Annotated in this window: 14 protein-coding genes and 1 pseudogene; 7 read left to right on the forward strand and 8 right to left on the reverse strand. The window is 48.2% G+C overall.

The genetic code is table 11. From position 1 onward, the window contains the following. The first annotated feature begins 219 nt into the window (after window positions 1-219). Window positions 220-708: a GtrA family protein gene (locus LN737_RS14405; protein ID WP_405519931.1), complete on the forward strand. Its 489-nt coding sequence runs from the start codon at window positions 220-222 to the stop codon at window positions 706-708. Window positions 709-991: 283 nt separating this feature from the next. After that, window positions 992-1,978, forward strand: a complete 987-nt coding sequence (locus LN737_RS14410; protein WP_405519933.1) for an aldo/keto reductase — start codon at window positions 992-994, stop codon at window positions 1,976-1,978. 274 nt (window positions 1,979-2,252) lie between these two features. On the opposite strand, the gene LN737_RS14415 is transcribed toward LN737_RS14410, so the two are convergent. From LN737_RS14415 to LN737_RS14425, 3 genes are read right to left on the reverse strand one after another with little or no spacing between them, the layout of a single operon-like run. Then, window positions 2,253-3,401 (reverse strand): Gfo/Idh/MocA family protein, encoded by a 1,149-nt coding sequence (locus tag LN737_RS14415; protein WP_405519935.1) that lies wholly within the window; start codon window positions 3,399-3,401, stop codon window positions 2,253-2,255. A 21-nt stretch (window positions 3,402-3,422) separates the two neighbouring features. Next, window positions 3,423-3,587: a twin-arginine translocation signal domain-containing protein gene (locus tag LN737_RS14420; protein WP_405519936.1), complete on the reverse strand. Its 165-nt coding sequence runs from the start codon at window positions 3,585-3,587 to the stop codon at window positions 3,423-3,425. Between the two features lie 24 nt (window positions 3,588-3,611). Next, a complete protein-coding gene (locus LN737_RS14425) occupies window positions 3,612-4,568 on the reverse strand; it encodes a TolB family protein (protein WP_405519938.1) in 957 nt (318 codons plus the stop codon). 170 nt (window positions 4,569-4,738) lie between these two features. Here LN737_RS14425 and LN737_RS14430 point away from each other — a divergent pair, with 170 nt between their 5' ends. The 5 genes from LN737_RS14430 (at window position 4,739) to LN737_RS14450 (ending at window position 9,276) form a co-directional block, all read left to right on the forward strand. Next, window positions 4,739-5,464: an NrtR DNA-binding winged helix domain-containing protein gene (locus tag LN737_RS14430; protein ID WP_405519940.1), complete on the forward strand. Its 726-nt coding sequence runs from the start codon at window positions 4,739-4,741 to the stop codon at window positions 5,462-5,464. Window positions 5,465-5,643: 179 nt separating this feature from the next. Next, window positions 5,644-6,309, forward strand: a complete 666-nt coding sequence (locus tag LN737_RS14435) for a YceI family protein (protein WP_405519942.1) — start codon at window positions 5,644-5,646, stop codon at window positions 6,307-6,309. Window positions 6,310-6,419: 110 nt separating this feature from the next. Next, window positions 6,420-7,307 carry a dienelactone hydrolase family protein gene (locus tag LN737_RS14440; protein WP_405519944.1) on the forward strand — a complete coding sequence of 296 codons (888 nt, stop codon included), beginning with the start codon at window positions 6,420-6,422 and terminating at the stop codon, window positions 7,305-7,307. 641 nt (window positions 7,308-7,948) lie between these two features. Beyond that, complete coding sequence (locus LN737_RS14445; RefSeq protein WP_405519946.1) at window positions 7,949-8,959, forward strand: DUF4249 domain-containing protein; 1,011 nt, start codon at window positions 7,949-7,951, stop codon at window positions 8,957-8,959. Beyond that, window positions 8,947-9,276, forward strand: coding sequence for a hypothetical protein (locus tag LN737_RS14450; protein ID WP_405519948.1), 330 nt, complete (start codon window positions 8,947-8,949; stop codon window positions 9,274-9,276). The genes LN737_RS14445 and LN737_RS14450 overlap by 13 nt, the downstream gene beginning before the upstream one ends. A gap of 149 nt (window positions 9,277-9,425) precedes the next feature. Here LN737_RS14450 and LN737_RS14455 read toward each other — a convergent pair whose 3' ends face one another. The 5 genes and pseudogenes from LN737_RS14455 to LN737_RS14475 form a co-directional block, all read right to left on the reverse strand. Next, on the reverse strand, window positions 9,426-10,469 hold the full coding sequence (locus tag LN737_RS14455) for a cupin domain-containing protein (protein WP_405519950.1): 1,044 nt from the start codon (window positions 10,467-10,469) through the stop codon (window positions 9,426-9,428). Between the two features lie 114 nt (window positions 10,470-10,583). After that, window positions 10,584-11,489: a sugar phosphate isomerase/epimerase gene (locus LN737_RS14460; protein ID WP_405519952.1), complete on the reverse strand. Its 906-nt coding sequence runs from the start codon at window positions 11,487-11,489 to the stop codon at window positions 10,584-10,586. A 93-nt stretch (window positions 11,490-11,582) separates the two neighbouring features. Further along, window positions 11,583-13,190: a glycoside hydrolase gene (locus tag LN737_RS14465; protein ID WP_405519954.1), complete on the reverse strand. Its 1,608-nt coding sequence runs from the start codon at window positions 13,188-13,190 to the stop codon at window positions 11,583-11,585. A gap of 322 nt (window positions 13,191-13,512) precedes the next feature. After that, window positions 13,513-14,947: pseudogene (locus LN737_RS14470) on the reverse strand (TolC family protein). Next, a complete protein-coding gene (locus LN737_RS14475) occupies window positions 14,940-18,146 on the reverse strand; it encodes an efflux RND transporter permease subunit (protein ID WP_405519956.1) in 3,207 nt (1,068 codons plus the stop codon). Before LN737_RS14475 ends, LN737_RS14470 begins: the two are co-directional and overlap by 8 nt. Window positions 18,147-18,183 lie beyond the last annotated feature (37 nt).

The following is an 18,183-nucleotide window of genomic DNA, read 5'->3' on the forward strand; positions in this document are numbered from 1 at the left end:
GGTAACTAATAAGCCAGGCTACTTCGTGCCGATTCAATCAATAATTTGGGAGACGATCCGCTTAGCATTATCTTCCGCCCATTAATGGGTTTGGGGCTCTAGTGGCAAATTCCTCTTTGCGAAGTCAAACCTGTAAACTTCTTTACAGGATTTGACGAATTCTATGCGGTTTAAGCCAATAACTCTTACAATTCGGCTTAACTTATTTAATGAGTACGTATGGCGAGTGAGCTGTTTAATCGACGCGATGTTTTAGCTTATTTTATTGTGGCAGCTATTGGGGCTTCGCTGCAATTAATTGCGGGGAGTGTCTTGCAGGAGTGGTTTCGGATCAGTTATCGTCAAGCCTTGTTTATTGGTTATCTGGTCGCCATTCTGGTTGGGTTTGTTCTGACCAAACTCTTCGCCTTCAATGCGAAAAACTTGGCCCAGACCCGGCGGGAAGCCATTAAGTTCGGGCTCGTTTCCATCTTATCCTGTCTGATTACGGTCTATGGCTCTTCGTTTCTGTACGATTTGTCAACCACTCACGGCAAGCGACTGATGGTGCTGATTCCGTTGTCTGTCAAAGCAGTCAATGTCAATAAGCTGGTTGCTCAGGTGATCAGTATGGGGCTAAGTTTTTTAAGTAATTATGTGCTGCACAAACGATTTACGTTTCGTGACACGGGCTTTTATGAACGCTTGAAAAAGCTTCTGAATTTATAAATCAGAAAAACCCCGATATGCACCTGGATTTGCCTATCTCTTGGAAAATAATACGAATTGCCCCTTCAGCATAGTTCAATTGTGAGCAGAAGAGCAAATCGGCAATCCTTCTCCGATTGCTTTTGGCGTCGCTTGATACGATCTTGTCCAGCAAAGTAACGATCACAATCGGCTGATTAGGCTGTTTGATTTTCGTAAGTTCCTGTTTGTTTTTCGTTGTTAAACGTTCTGGACTCATTGTAGTTTTGTACGATACATTATAGCTATCGTTATGAGTACAACAATGCAAAAACGCAGACTGGGAAACAGTGGCCTTGAGGTATCAGCCCTTGGCCTTGGTTGCATGGGCATGAGCTTTGGCTACGGTCCGGCGAAGGACACAAACGAGATGATTTCGCTGATTCATGCTGCTGTCGAGCAAGGCGTTACGTTCTTCGATACAGCTGAAGTGTATGGTCCCTACACGAATGAGGAATTGGTGGGTGAGGCCCTGGAGCCGTTCAAAGGCAAGGTCGTGATTGCCACTAAATTCGGTTTTAACTTCCAGGATGGGAAACAGGCCGGGTTGAATAGCCGTCCTGAGAACATACGTAAGGTAGCCGAAGCGTCTATGAAACGACTACGCGTCGACGTAATCGACCTGTTCTATCAGCACCGCGTTGACCCAAACGTACCCATCGAAGACGTAGCGGGCACGGTTAAAGAACTGATTCAGGAAGGTAAAGTGAAGCACTTCGGCCTGTCGGAAGCGGGGGCGCAAACGATTCGTCGCGCTCATGCCGTACAGCCGGTAACCGCCCTGCAAAGTGAATACTCGCTCTGGACCCGTCAGCACGAGAAAGAAATCATCCCGACAATTGAAGAGTTGGGCATCGGCCTGGTAGCCTATAGCCCACTCGGGAAAGGTTTTCTGACCGGCAAAATTAATGAAAGCACCAAATTTGCCGAGGGGGATATTCGTAACATTCTGCCGAGATATACCGAAGAGGCCCGTGCTGCCAACAAAGCGCTGCTGGATTTGCTGAATCAGTTTGCCCAGCGCCATAGTGCTACCACCGCGCAGATTGCCTTAGCCTGGGTGCTGGCGCAGAAGCCCTGGATTGTTCCCATTCCGGGCACCACGAAGCTGCACCGCCTGACGGAAAACAACGGAGCCGCGGCCATTCAGCTTACAGTACAGGAACTCCAGGAGATCGAGACAGCCTCTGCTCAAATTAACGTAGTAGGCACTCGCTACACCGAGCAAATGGAGAAATCGACAGGACTTTAGTAAGCTAGTTTTTCTGGCAGGATTACAGGATGTATCGGGATTATCGGTTAATAAAACTCCATAAAATCCTATAATCCTATCAGAAGCAAATACTTGCCTTTACCCGCTAACGGCCATGTTCAATCGTAGCGTTTGCCCGGCTTTATTCTAGAATGGATTAACCGTTGAACGACTTTGACTCTAAGTCAAAGTCGTTCAACGGCTTTTGAAATATTACGTCAATTTCAGATTGACAGGGTCCCAGTGCACGATCTGTTTGCTGAAATAACTTGCATTACAAGCCAGGGGCGGCTGCCCGAAAGCCAAACGTAGCATCCTCCACGACGGGTTTCCCCATTCGGATCGAATCAAAGAAATTGGTCAAATGATCTAAATGGTCACTGTAGCCTTCGGGAGCTTTGAACACCATATCTTCCTTACTCATTCTTTTGCGCTGGTCAGGTGTCCATTTCGCATCATATTCGGTTTGCATTTTCTCCTGCATACTTTTAGCGAACGTGAACAGAGAATCATAGCCGCCAAAGCACGGCGCCTGAGGCAGTAGACTGTGTTTAACGATGATGTCATTACCAATCACATCAATGACGCCTTCCGAACCAACCAACCGGATCACCTCTTGCCCGCCCGTGCCACTAATAAAATTGACCCTACAGGTCAATTGAAACGCAGCGTGTTCTGAGCTGTCCGGATATTGCATCACCCCCGACATCACATCCGGCATATTCCGCCCATCTTTCCAATAGCTGAATTGTCCGGTGCTGTAGATGCTCTTAGGTCCCCTGGAATTGGTGATAAAATGCGTGCCACTCAGCAGATGGATAAACAAATCGCCTGCTACGCCCGTACCTACTTCTTTGAAGGCCCGCCACCAAAAAAACTTTTTAGCATCGAAGGGCATTTTGGCCGTAACTCCAACAAACCGCTCCCAATCGGTCGTTATGGCATCCGCATCGCTGGGAATCGTGTACTCCCAGGCACCAATCGAGCTTTGCCGGTCATACACGGCATTGACCATGTTGAGCCTGCCAATTTCACCAGCCGCCAGCAATTCTTTCGCTTTGGCATACCCAATGCTGCTGACCCGCTGGCTACCAACCTGCAACACCTTACCCGCCTTTTTGGCGGCTGCTATCACCGGGTAACCCTGACTTATTTTGTACACCATCGGTTTTTCGCAGTACACATGCTTACCGGCCGCCAGCGCGTCGAGGGTGATACGGGCATGCCAGACATCATGGGTGGCAATAATTACCGCATCGATGTCTTTGCGGGCCAGCAGTTCTTTGTAGTTACAAGTCGTGAATAACGTATTGCCAAATGTTTCTTTAGCGTTTTCCAGTCGGCCTGTATATAAATCACAGATACCAGCCAGTTCGACCCCTGGTACTTTCAGCGCCGTACCAGAATCAAAGTGGCCCTGCACGCCATACCCAATAATGCCCAGTCAGACCGTATCATTGGACGAAACCGGCTTCTCATAGTGCAGGATACGTTGTTCGGCTTTTTCCTGGGCGGCCAGTGACGACAAAGGTGAGGACGCAGCTACCAGACTAGTCGCCCCAATTTGCTGCAAAAATTGCCTTCTGGAAGAATGATTGTCTTTTTTCACAATACAGGAAGTTTAGGGGTTGTGTTAGTTGACCTGGTAACTGACAAAGGCAATTTTTCGGCTGTCAGGGCTCCACGAGGGTACATTGATGGTGCCCTGGCCACCATAAAAGACTGGGGTAAGGTCTTTTATGGCTTTGGTTTTGAGGTTCATCAGGCGTAGTTTAACGTCTTTTCCAAACAAATGGGCTTGCTTTTGATCGGACGTATAGGCGATGTAAGTGACCCAATTATTGTCAGGCGAAGGATGAGCAAACCAGTTCGAGTTTTCATCCGAGGTCAGTTGTTCGGGTTTTGACCCATCGGCCAGCATCCGCCAGATCTGCATATGCCCGGTACGGTACGAGTTGAAATAAATGTATTTCCCGTCGGGCGAATAATCCGGTCCATCATCCAGCCCTTCCGTACTGGTCAATCGGGTTTCGGTGCCCCCATCAATCCCAATCGTGTAAATATCAAAATTACCATTACGTTCCGCACAGTAGGCTAACGTCTTACTGTCCGGTGTCCAGCCATGCCAGAACGATGGCACCTCGGGAGTGATCCGTTTGGGCTGTCCACCAGCTATAGGGACAATATACAACGCTGATTTATAGGATTTTGTGGACGGATCGCTTTTGTCATTATGACTGATGGCTAACCACTTCTTGTCGGGCGAAATACCGTGGTCGTTATTGCATTGGGTAGCGAAACCTGTATTGAGTTCGGCTACTTTTTTCGACGCCAGATTCAGCGTATAAATTTTGCCTTTGCTGTTGAGAATCAAATAATTGTCGGGATGCCAGTTGGGGGCTTCAAAATGAGCCTTGATGGCGAGGACGGTATCAATCTTTCCGGATTTTATGTCAAGGGTTTGAACGTAACTTGTGGTGTCAGGCTTGCTCTGTGCCATGGAGCTAAACGAATAAAGTAGCCAAACGACAAAAGGACTAAGTCGGTTAAACGGAGGCAAAGCTGCCCTGAACGTATTAGAATTTTTCATATAATTAAGATTTGGGATAAGGACACTACCTGTTGACAGAGGCAAAAATAAGAGGATTATTGTTATATTATAAAAAAAATAAAATAGATTATAAAAATAAAATAATTTATGTAAATAGTTATATATCTTGAATATTCAGGTAAGTAGATAAGCTCTATTTTTGTGGAACGATGAAGAAATTTGGCGAGGACAAATACATAGCTCACCTGTCGATTGACTGTGTGATTTTCGGCTACCAGGATAAAGAATTGAAAGTGCTGATTTCCAAATTCAAATTTGGGAAAGGAAGCTGGTCTTTACCAGGCGGCTATATCCTTAAAACAGAAGGGATTGATAAAGCAGCCAGCCGAATACTAAAAGAAAGAACCGGTCTGGAGAATATCTATCTGGAGCAGTTTCGCGTATTCGGTGACGAAAACCGTATTGCCAGCAGTCAATACAGAGAAATTGTGAAGTCGGAACTGAGTAAATTCGATGAGCAACGATTTACGTCCGACGTAACGGACTGGATGACAAGCCGATTTGTTTGTATTGGCTACTATGCCCTGGTTGACATTAATAAAGTGGCTCCACAAGCTGGCGAGTTTGACGAGTACCTGGAATGGCGCAGCATCAAGGATATTCCTGAAATGATTCATGATCATGGTGAGATTCTGACTGTTGGGCTCGAAGCCCTTCGCGAGCATCTTGATCAGAAACTCCTTGGCTTTAATCTACTACCCGAAACGTTCACGATGCGGGAAGTTCAGCAGCTCTACGAGGCCGTTTATAACAGGTCGTTTGTTATCACCAACTTTCAGAAGAGGTTACTGGATCTGAACGTGTTGGAACGTCTCGAAAAGAAATATACGGGTGCGGCTAACAAAGCACCCTATTTATACAGATTCAGAAAATAGCATACTCCAGTGTTACCCCGAATCAGGGGAGGTTTTCGTAGACGATTTTCATGGCAATCAGGTAGTGGCCGTCAGGGGCGAAAAAAACGGTCAGTAACCCGGTAGTCAGTGCAGGCTGTTTGCTTTAGTGTAAAAACGTTTCTCTGCCTGATATTTTCAGGTTAACCAGTTTTTACAACATGCAAAACAACCGATTGTTAAGTACCGCCCTGGCCGCACTATTTCTCACGGGCGGTCTGCTACCTGCCACTGGCGAAACACCCGAAAAATCCACTGTTCAGCTACGTCTTGCCAAAGCTGCAACCTATACGGTAGACCCGGCCCAAAGTACAATCAGCTGGAACGCCAAAAAAGTAACCGGAGAGCATAACGGCATTGTGAAAATGGCCAAAGGCCAGCTCACTCTGGAAGGAACCAAACTCACTGGCGGCACCTTCGTGGCCGATATGAGCACCCTTCGCGATGTAGACAAGGGTGAAGCGAACCCGTTTAATGAACGGTTGGTAAATCACCTGCGCTCGGATGACTTCTTTGCCGTGGAGAAATACCCGACTTCTACTTTCCGGATAACCAGCGTTAAGCCCATCGCAGGTGCCCGAACCGGCGAACCTAATTATACGGTCAGTGGTGAACTAACCATGAAAGGCATTACTAAAACCCAGACGTTTCCGGCTACGGTAAACCTGTCGGGAGACGTAGTGCAGGCTACTGCCAAACTTTCTGTCAACCGCATTGACTACGATATAAAGTACCGGGCTGCCATCATCGGCACGGCAGCCGACAAAATTATCGATGATACGTTTTCACTTGATTTAAAACTTGTGGCCACAAAAACACCTCTCTGATCAACGTTTAGCACACAGTGCTGCCCCTTGAGTAAGTAAAACAGATGGCTGTTGTTGGCAAGGAGGCTCAATCAGGTCAAATTCATAACTTAGGCTAAACCAGTATGTCGATGAGCAACATAAAGAAAGAAGATATCAAACAAGAAGTGTTTGACCTGTATGATGACTATGCCCACAACCGGCTCGAACGGCGGGATTTTATGCAGAAGCTATCGGCCTATGCCGTGGGGGGCCTTACCGTAACGACTCTGATGAGTTTTCTTATGCCTGATTACCAGGGCGCCATTCAGATTAAAGCCGATGATCCTCGCCTAAAATCAGATTATGTTACGTATCAGTCGACAAAAGGCGGGGGGGCTATAAAAGCGTTGCTATCGATGCCTGCGGATACGAAAAAGAAGCTCGGCGGCATTATCGTTGTGCATGAAAATCGGGGATTGAATCCGCACATCGCCGATGTAGCCCGGAGGGCGGCACTAGCCGGTTTTATCTCGCTGGCTCCGGATGCATTAACGCCCCTCGGTGGCTATCCGGGTACTGATGATGAGGGCCGTGCCATGCAGAGCAAACGGGACAGAAATGAAATGCTGGAAGATTTCATAGCAGGCTATGAATATCTGAAAAGCAACAAAGACTGCAACGGCAAAGTGGGCGTTGTCGGCTTTTGCTTTGGCGGATGGATTGCCAATATGATGGCCGTACGCATTCCTGATTTGGCGGCAGCCGTTCCTTTTTACGGTGGACAGCCGGCAAGCGAAGATGTTCCTAAAATCAAAGCTCCACTATTGTTGCACTACGGCGAGCTGGACAAAGGCGTGAATGCAGGCTGGCCAGCTTACGAAGCAGCTTTAAAACAGAACAATAAAGAATACACAGCGTTCGTCTATCCGAATGCGAACCACGGCTTTCATAACGATACAACCCCCCGGTATGACAAAGCCGCAGCCGAACTGGCCTGGAAACGTACCATTGATTTTTTTAAAGAGAAATTGGCGTAACAAAAAGGGTTATCGGCGTCTTTTCCTGCATATCCAGGAGAAAGCGGTCGGTTGTTTTGCAAATACGTAGATTAACGAGCAAAGGGCTATTACCACAAAAACGGTAATAGCCCTTTGCTCGTTAGGAGTTTTAAGTCGGTTTTAGGGAAACAATTCTCTACGTTACGCAAATTAGGGCTCCAGCCGATACAACTCTACGTAGCGATCCAGTCCTCGGGTAGGGTCATCAATCGAGTACATCTCAATTTAGTACCGAAAAAAACAAGACCAGGAAGAGGGGGTGCTTTCAAAAATGACTGGGCAAGGTTTAAATATTTACCAGGCAACTTTAGTCAAAAGCGCACAAAAAAGCCCTGGCGGTAGTACCACCAGGGCCTGAAAGCTTATTGAACTATAAACGCTGCATGATCTGATTTATTGTGCCACATGAAACAGAAACGTATTATTTAGCACTTTTTTTAAGGGTAAGCACCGGATGTACTTTTAAAACTAATTCATACTTACGGGTTGATTTGCGTTTCGCGAACCAGGCTGTCAAAAGACTACTGTTTACGCTTCACGAATAGGCCGTTCCCTGCAAGGGCCATGCGGGTAAAATTGTCTGCAAAAAAGGTTTTAACATCACTCAACTTATCTGATTTATGACACTGGTTGCAGCTCGTTTATTTGCTTGTCTGTTAGCTGGCGTTATACCGCTGGCTTGCGTTGATCCCGAAGACATTATACTGAATGGTACTAATGATATTCTTGTAGTCGATGGTACGATTACCAACCTATCAGAGCCACAAATCATCCGGCTCAACCGCTCGAAGGCCGACCGGCTCACCGGGCGCTTTGGCACCTTGCCAGTTACAAAAGCAACAGTGGAAGTGATCGTGGATTCCTCACTGGTCATTGCTGCCCATGAAACCATAGACGGCAGTTACCAACTGCCCAGTACTTTTAAAGGGCAAGTCGGTCATGCCTACCAACTTCGGTTCACACTCAGCGATGGTACGCAGTATATATCGACTCATCAGGTTATGCCATCGGTGCCACAGATTGCAAAAGTGAGTTCGCAGTTCAACCCCAAAAGCTTGTCTCCGCAAATGCTGAACGGGTATACGGCGGCCCATGATATTTTTATCGAGAGCCGGGATCCCGCTCTCGAACACAATTATTATCGCTGGGACTGGACGCTTTACGAACGGCAATACTGGTGTAAATACTGTCTGAATGGCGTGTATGCCGTTCATAAAGTTATTCCCCATCGGTATAAGGACTTCATTTATTTTGTGGCGGGCGATGAACTTTATGAAGCCTGTTTTACTCCACCCCCAAAACCCGAATGGCAACTGGAGTATGGAGAGCCCTTGGTACCCGGAGGTTTGTGGTATTATGACTACCGCTGCCGCACGACTTGCTGGGAAATTCTCTATGGAAATGACATCAACGTATTAGACGATAAATACACCAATGGGGCATTAATCACGCACTATCGGGTTGCTCAAATCCCGTTTTACGATTACCAGCCAGGTCTAGTCGACATTAAGCAGCTGGCCCTTACAGCGGATGCCTATCGATATTATAAATTGTTTCAGGACCAGACCGAGAAAACGGGGGGGCTGGCCGATACGCCACCCACGGCGTTAGGGGAAATGTGCATCAGGTAGATGCCCCTCAACGTATTATTGTCGGTTATTTCACGGCCTCGGGAGTTTCGCTGGTTCACTATTGGCTCGACCGTAAGGATTATCAGGGGGTTGCCTATGGAACTTTGGATGCGAGTGGCCCGCACGTAAACGTGGGCGATGATTTCTTTTTCGCCCTTAATCAGCGTCGGCCCTATGCCGAACTCCCGCCCCCGTATCAGGGAGAGCGGGAATCGCCCAAAGATAAGATCTGGCCCAACGCGGACCGTCCACCCGAAGCACCCTGCCTGCAGAGTGACAATCGAACGCCGATTAAACCTGAAGGCTGGCGAGACTAATTTTATAGTCGGTGTGGCTGTACCAAACGGTTTCGACGGTTGGTAGGAAGAAACAGGGGCCGATCGTCACTGATAAAGAATACTGAACAGACGGTGTTCAGGTCTTCAGCCATACTTAATCCGCGATTGGCTCCCACGGTTAGTCGATCTTATTCTTTTGACGTGAGTTTGCTCGCTAGCCAAAAGGAGAACGTAACGAGTGTCGCCTGAAGGATATTCATGGACTTGTCGGGCGGGGGCGACACAAAATACAAATCCAGCTCTCCGTACTTCTTTAGGACCCGGTCAAATCGAGCAGGTCCCGGTTTTTCGGGCAGATCATGATTTGGGTAAGGTGTACACAGAGCATCGAAAAAAGGCTCAAATAAACCCGGCGTTAACAAGCCGATAAACTTGGTGTAGGGACTGTCCAGCCGATAGGAATGTTTGGTCAGGGCGGGCGCATGTAAAAAGTCGCCGGGCTTCATCGCAATAGGTTGTCCATCATTCCACATCGTCATGTTTCCTTCCAGCACAAAAAAACATTCGGTGTGGCGCTTGTGGTAATGCTGAATAACTGCATTGCCTTTGGGACCTTCGGTCAAAACAACCAGAAACCGCCCCTCCGTATTGTTTTGTCTGGCCAGAAACGTCTGCAACTGGTCTTCGACAAGTAGATGTTCGCCACCGCCTTTTCTGATTACGTAGGGCTGAAGACCATCCGGACGTACTACCGAAAGATTTTCTTCGGCCGGCAGTGAAGCCTGAAAGTCTTCAACCAGCTCAAAGTCAACGTTTTCAGAGACAGGGTAGGCAGGTTCATTTTCCGGTTGTTCGTATTGTGCCAGTTCTGTAAACAAGGAAGCGTAGCCACCGGGTCCCGATACATACAGCGTTTTTGAGGCTGGGCTAATACTCTCGATCTGATGCGCTACGTTTTTGGGGATCAACCCAAAATCACCTTCCTTAAGGTGATACGTTTTGTCGGGTAAGAATAGAAGAAGCTCACCCGACAGCACAAACAGGCTTTTATGGGTTCGGGTATGTCGATGGGCCGGAAGCTTAAAGCCTGCCGGAGCCGACACGGTAACGATTTCGATCAGTTCACCGGATTGACCACGGGTAGCGATCAGGTCAATCTGAGCCCCCCGAAACGGAACGGTGAGGCTTTGTCCGGCCTGGCGTAAATAAGCCGGCGAAAGGTTATTTTTCATTAAAGAAAGGATAAGAGCCTGTTTAGAAACCGAGTAACCCTGAAATGCAGTGTGCGGATCGAGTCGTTACCAGAGGGATACATTCGGGCGGCCTTATCGAATCCATTCGTAGCTTTAGGCGTCAGCCCATTGTTTTTTTACGACGGCCAGTCCTTGTGCCGCTTCGCTGTCAAAATCCTTCCAGACGCATTCCAACGACAGTCCACCCTTATACGCTATTTTTTTTAAGGCCCGGAAATACGGTTTGAAATCATCCCCCATAACGCCCGGCGCTGTCCGGCTCTGTTTTTCGGCAATGTGACAATGAGTAATGTATTGACCGTATTTCACAATCTCATCCGGACTTTCATTATCCTTCAGCATGTGATAGATGTCGCATTGAAGCTTAAACCAGGGGTTATTGACGGCCTGAATGATCTCTACGCCCTCGGCGAGGCTGTTGATGAAGTTGGTTTCACTGCGGTTCAATGGTTCTACTGCTAACGTAACGCCGTATTTTTCGGCCAGGGGCGCCATCTTTTGGCACAGGTCAATGTGCTGCATTTTAGCTTTGGCCCGATCGAACCCATCGGGAATGGCCCGCGAACCACCACTGCCAAACACGATGTTTTTGGAGCCACATTCCTTTGCCCGACGAAGAGCAAGATCTGCCCGCTTTAAGATAGCTTCATGATGCGTATCGGGCCCTACAGACTTCAGGCTTCCAGGGAAAAAATAGATGTATGACCGAACAGGAATGTTTTCTGTTTCAATTGCCTGCCGGTTCTTCGCATACTGTTCGTCGCCTGCATCCGGTATGAGGAACCGCCCAACACTTTCCTCCACGAACGAATAGCCTAATTGCTTCAGCATGCCTGCCTTGTCATAAGAAGCGCAAATACCTATTGGCAGTGAATAATCGGATAATTCAGATAGTCCGGGCAGCGCCAACGTATCGGCTATAGGTATTCCGGCAAGAGCAATCGTTACGCCCTTTAAGAAATCTCTTCTTGAGTAATGATGATTTTCGAGTTGGTTCATTCGTTTACAAAAGGTGGAGAATGTAATGTATTGTGTGAAATCCGATTATCAAGTTACTGAGCTACGATAAGTCGCTACCAGACAAGAAAACGGTTAGTTATACGTCCCAACCAGTGTTACGATCGACCTGGGCTCCAGGCGAATTTGGCCACTGGGAACGGTGGATTTTGCCAGCGTTTTTGTTTCTGTCGTTGTGTAACAGGCAAAGCGGCTGTTCCGAATGGCCAACCCCTGAAGTTGTAAGGGCGTTGGCTCGGACGCCATGTTGATGCAAACCAGAACAAGTTGCCTGGTACGAGGGTCTTTGTAGGCTGAAATCATGCATTGACTAGCTTCTTGTATGGGATGGCTATCGGCCAGCCGGACAGCAACTCGCTTCATGCCGGGTCGAATGAATCGGGCATAGTTGCCAAAGGCCCACAATTGTTTGGAATCCAGCACCTGCCCGTCCAGGCGAGCCTTATCATGCTGGTTGTACGTTCCCGCCGGACTGTTGAGATACACAAGCCCGTCGCTGTAATTATACGGGTTAATGGCCAGCCACCACTGCCAGGACGTAACATTAGCAATAGTCAGATCGTTGTGAATAACTTTAGCCACATACAGGCCGTAATTGATGTCTGTATGTCGTGGACTGCCGTTATACTGGCCGCAGATGTCACCCAGCACGCCAAACTCACTTTGCCACAGCATCGGATTGCCCAGCGCCTTTGCACGCTGAATGGCTCTCTGGCGCGTGTCGACCAGCAGTGAGTCGGGGCAGGTCGTGAAATAGCTGTGATACGCCCAGACCGGCTCAACGTTGGGAAGTTTAGACAGTGGTGAGGCTGCATTCGACGAGAAAAAATAGGAGAGTTGATTTCCCCGGCCACTTTCCACTTTATCATAAAGAAAGTTAAGTTGCCCCGCTTCACCCAGCACAACCCTGGTTTTTGCTCGCTGGGCCGCCAGCTTTGTTGATAACATCCGGGCAACGGCAGCGATGTCGGTATTTTCGGCAGGGGAGCCTTCCTGACCAGCTCTTCCATTTTTTCCGGCGGTCCAGTCCCATTGCGGTTCGTTGATGGGGCTTAGGTAATCGAGTTTAAAATGATCAGCTACTTTGACCAGAAAGTCAGCGAAAGGAGCCAGAGCCGTTGGTTTGAGATTAAAGGAACGCCCTCCCGGCGAAAACGCTTTGCCATTTCGGGTCATCTGTACGGGGGCAGAGTTGCTGAAACCAAGCGCGTAACGTACCCCTCGTTGCCGGGCTGCCTGCAAAAACCACTGACTTCCGGCTTGCTTGGTCCAGTCGAAACGTCCCTGACTATCCAGAAAACATTCCTCCCTACGCCAGGGGTCGCTTATTTTGCTGCTGTCGCCCTGTTCATAGCTTCCGGCCCCGATGTTCATCCGCCACAGCGAAAGGCCAATTCCTCTGGGTTGACCATTTGCCAATGTATCCAGGCTAAACAACAGGTCGGCAATTTGATTTTTCTTTGCTTCGTCGGTCCATTTGCCGATAAACTTAGCCGACCAGCAATCCGAAGCGCCGAAACTATGAATAGTCTGAAATTCTTCCTGTAAGTTGATGGTTGCCTGCTTACCAATCGGCTGAGCGGGCTCCATTGGTTGGGCAGAGGGGCTTACCCTGCGGCTGGCACCGACAAGGCTAATAAAGGCAATCAGTACAAGTAGCTTGATGTCAAACGTACGTTTCATTGACAAATGGCGGTCAGTATGCAGGCACTCATGATAGGGAGCCTGATCCTCTATTCAACAGAGGGTACCTTCGCTAAAGAGCAGCGAACATGCTTCTATACTTGTCAAACGCTATTGGCAGTCAGTCGCTACGATTAAATACGTATCATATCTGCGGCCAAGGGAAATCTAGCGTTAAAACGGTTACTTATGGGAATCCCCTGACGGGAACCTGGTTTAAGCACAAGCCAGATTCCTGTCAGGGGATTTACCTTAGTTTTATTCAGAAGAAAATCGTAGATAGCTTCTGGATAACGGCAAGACATTCGGTTACGTCCTGTCGTTACTTCCATCCGCCACCCAATGCCCGGTAAGCATTGACCATGGCATTCATTTGCTGCACTCGGGTTTCAATAAGCTCCATTCGGGCTTCCAGCACATCACGCTGAGTTAGCAACACTTCCATGTAATCGGCTCTGGCGGATGTAAATAGCCTGAGCGATATGTTGGTCGACTGAGTAAGCGCCTGAACCTGGTTGTTTTTCTGGGTGTACTTTTGATCCAGGTTGTTAATATTTGACAACTGATTCGCCACTTCAATGTAGGCGTTCAGCACCGTTTTTTCGTAATTGTAAACGGCCTGTATTTGCTTGGAATTAGCACTTTTATACGTAGCTGTAATGGCATTCTTATTAATCACCGGGCCAGCTATACCACCTAACAGAGAGGCCACCAACGATTGGGGAGCACTCAACAGATAGAGCGGATTATCAGGACATAAAACCCAGAAACGCTGTGACATTTAACGACGGATAAAAATTCGCCCTGGCTACAATCACATCCAGTTTGGCAGCCTCCAGATTTAATTCAGCTTGTTTGATGTCTGGCCGGTTGGCTAATAACTGCGATGGAATACCTGCGTTAACCCTGCCCGGAATCAGATCGACAAAATTTTGGGAACTTCGTTGAACATGCTGCGGAAAGCGGCCTATCAGAAAGTTGATTCGGTTTTCCGTTTCGACAATACGTTGCTGAATTTCGAACTGAAGACTTTGCGTTTTGGATACTTCGGCCTCAAACCGGCGCACAGCCAGTTCAGTCACCTTAGCCGCTTCTTTCTCCTGCTTGGTAATCGACAGGGCATTATTAAGAATAGTAATGTTATTTTTAATAATATCCAGTTGATTATCATACGCCATCAGCTCGTAATAATTGTTGGCGATTTCGGCAACCAGGTTCGTAACCTGGAAATTTTTTCCTTCAATAGAGGCCAGATAACTATAGACAGCCGCTTTTTTCGAATTACGTAGTTTGCGCCAGATATCCACCTCCCAGCTGACAGTTGGTCCGAAATACAGATTTGGCAACACTGCGGGTGTGGGTACGCCCGGACGTATTTCTGTGTATTCATCAGCGGCTCCCTGGCTGGTGTAGCGAGACACTTTGTCGACTCCGGCGCCCCCACCCAGACTAACGAAGGGTCGGTAGGCCCCCGCTCTAGCTAACACTTCGTTGTTGGCAACCTGAATTTCCTGTAACGTGATGTTCAGTTCCTGATTGTTATACAAAGCTGTATCAATCAGGGCAATCAGATTCGGGTCAGTAAAATACTGCCGCCAGGTCGTCTTGGCCGAGTTGGTCGAATCCTGCGAGTCATTGTAACTCGCAGGAACATTCTTATTCTCTGTTTTCTGAACCAGACGCGGTACAGTACAGCGGCTAAAGAATAGGGTAACTAGTGTTATCCCTACCCAGGTCATTCGTCTTTTATTACGCATTATCTTCAATTTCTTCTGGTTGTGGGAAAATATCAACGGAATGAACCAGATTTTCAGTTAGAGAATCATTTTCTTCATCCCTAATCATCTTTCTGCCATCAGCCAAACTGCCAAATATGTAGTACAATCCAGGGATGATGATGACCCCGAAAATGGTACCGAACAGCATCCCGCCCATGGCAGAAGCCCCGATAGTACGGTTACCGATGGCTCCCGCGCCGGTTGCGCTGATCAATGGTATCAATCCGGCAACGAATGCGAACGAGGTCATCAGGATTGGCCGGAAACGGACCTTAGCCCCTTCGATGGCTGCATTCAGAATCGTTTCTCCCTGATGGCGCTTCTGAACCGCAAATTCTACAATCAGCACGGCATTTTTGCCCAAGAGACCAACCAGCATGATGAGTCCGATCTGGGCATAAATGTTGTTCTCAAGTCCCATCAGCTTGAGCAACAGGAACGAACCGAAGATCCCAACCGGCAGGGAGAACACCACGGCCAACGGAATGATAAAGCTCTCGTACTGGGCTGCCAACACAAAGTAGACGAAGGCCAGCACGATCAGGAATACATAAAGTGACTCATTACCCCGGATCGATTCGTCATACGAAAGGCCTTCAAAAGCGATATCGTATCCTCTTGGCAGCGTCTTGGCGGCAACTTCCCGGATGGCTTGTATGGCATCAGCCGTAGTATATCCCTTAGCCGGAAGGCCCTGGATGGCAGCTGAATTATACAGATTGAATCGGGTAATTTCGTTGGGTCCCTGTCCTTTTTTGAGCCGCATGAAGGCCGAGTAAGGCACCATTTCGCCCGCGTCATTTTTAACAAACAGCTTTAACAGATCGGACGGAAGCCTTCTGTATTTAGGATCAGACTGCACATACACTTTGAAGAACTGGTTAAACTTGGTAAACCCTTGTTCGTACGTACTACCAATCATGATGTTCAGGTTATCCATCGCTTTTCCGATCGATACGCCTTTCTGCATGGCCAGGTTGTTGTCGATCTCCAGTTCGTACTGCGGATAATTGGCGGCAAAAAAAGTAAATAAGCCCGTTAGCTCTTTCCGCTTGCCCAGGTTCTCCATGAACTCCTTGTTGATCTTGTCAAATTCACGGTAGTCTGTATCGGTTGTTTTATCCAGCAAGCGCATGGAGAAACCGCCTGACGTACCAAATCCAGGAATGGCTGGTGGTTCAAAGAACTCAACCACGGCACCCAGATTTCTCGTTTTGCCTTCCAGCTCTTCCATGATTTCCTTCACGTTTTTGTCGCGATCGCCCCAGGGTTTCAGGTTGATCAGACACGTACCGGCATTGGAGCCCCGGCCTTCGGTCATGATCTCGTAACCAGCCAGCGATGATACTGATTCTATACCCGGTACCTCTTCACAAATTTGCTGTAGGTGCCGGGAAACCTGGTTTGTTTTCTCCAGTGTCGAGCCCGGGGGCGTCTGGATAATGGCGTAAATCGTACTCTGGTCTTCGTTCGGAATAAATCCAGCTGGCAGAATCTGATTCTCGTAGAATATACCTGCGCAGAATCCCGCTAAGATCAGGAACGTAACGACCCGTCGACTAACAATCAGACGCAACAAACCCACGTAGCGTCCGGTAAGTTTTTCGAACACCCGGTTGAAACTGTCGATCGCTTTGGTCAGGAAGTTTTTCTTCCGTTCGGGATGTCCATGATGGTTTTTGAGCAGCATGGCACACAACACGGGCGTCAGCGTCAGAGCGATCAGAGCCGAAATCACAATGGAGCTGGCCATAGTAATCGAGAACTGACGATAGAACGTACCAACCGGCCCCGACATGAATGAGATGGGCAGGAATACCGATACCATCACCAGGGTAATAGCGATAATGGCTCCACTTATCTCCCCGAGTACTTTTCTGACGGCGCCAAAAGGGGATAGGTGCGGCTCTTCTTCCATCTTGGCGTGCACCGCTTCCACCACCACAATGGCATCATCTACCACAATACCAATGGCCAGTACCAGGGCGAAGAGCGTAATTAAATTGATGGAGAGCCCAAAAGCCTGAATCACAAAAAACGCTCCGATTAAGGATACCGGAACCGCAAGAATCGGGATCAGAGTAGAACGCCAGTCGCCGAGGAATACGAACACAACCAGGGCTACCAGGATAAAGGCATCGCGCAACGTATCAATTACCTGCTCGATCGAGGCATCCAGGAAGCTGGAAACGTCATAGCTGATTTTGTAATCCACTCCCGGAGGGAAGGACTCTTTCATGACTTCAAGCTTCTTTTTTACTTCTTCTATGACATCACTGGCATTACTGCCATAGTTTTGTCGTAATACAATTGCCGCCGATGCGTGGCCGTCCAGGTTGGAATAGATATCAAAGAATTCACTGCCCAACTCGACGCGGGCTATGTCCCGTAAGTGGATGCTTTCCCCTTGTGCATTGGCCCGGATAATGATCCCTTCATATTCTTCCGGCTTGTTATACCTGCCTTTATAGGTAAGCACATATTCCAGCGACTGGGCAGCTATACCGGAGCTTTGACCAATCCGGCCCGGCCGGCCGATAATACTTTGTTCACCAACGGCCTTCATCACCTCTTCTGTGGAGATATTATAAGCCCGCATGCGCTCAGGATTCAACCAAAGGCGCATCGCATAGCGACGGCTACCCAATATCTGTGCCCTGGCTATCCCTTTGGTCCGCTGGATTTCGGGGATCATTTTAACGGTAGCGTAGTTGAACAGGAATTTTTCGTCAATACTCTTTTCCTTGGAGTAGAGATTGACGTACATCAACATACTGGGCTGCACAGGCGAAATGATAACCCCTTCGCGTTGAACCAGTTCGGGCAACAGCGGCATAACCTGGTCCACCCTTGTTTTCACCCTGATCACGGCGACGTTCGGGTCGGTACCCGGTTCAAAAATAATCCGAAGGGTTGCCTCGCCAGCGCTGGTAGCGTCGGTTGCTATATAGCGCATGTCCTGAACGCCATTGATCGCCTGTTCCAGCGTAATGAGCGTAGATTTCACCAGTACATCGGCACTGGAGCCGGGATACGCAATAAAAATGTTTACGGTTGTGGGGGCAATGTCCGGGAATTGAGAAATAGGCAGTTTCTGAATAGCCAGTATGCCGATAAAAACTATCATGATCGAAATCACAATAGCGAATACAGGTCTGCGGATGAATTTACTAAACATAACGTCTGCTTTAAGTAAATGAATAATTTAAAATGAA

This window comes from Spirosoma sp. KNUC1025, assembly GCF_045160025.1.
In the GTDB taxonomy this organism is placed as follows: domain Bacteria; phylum Bacteroidota; class Bacteroidia; order Cytophagales; family Spirosomataceae; genus Spirosoma.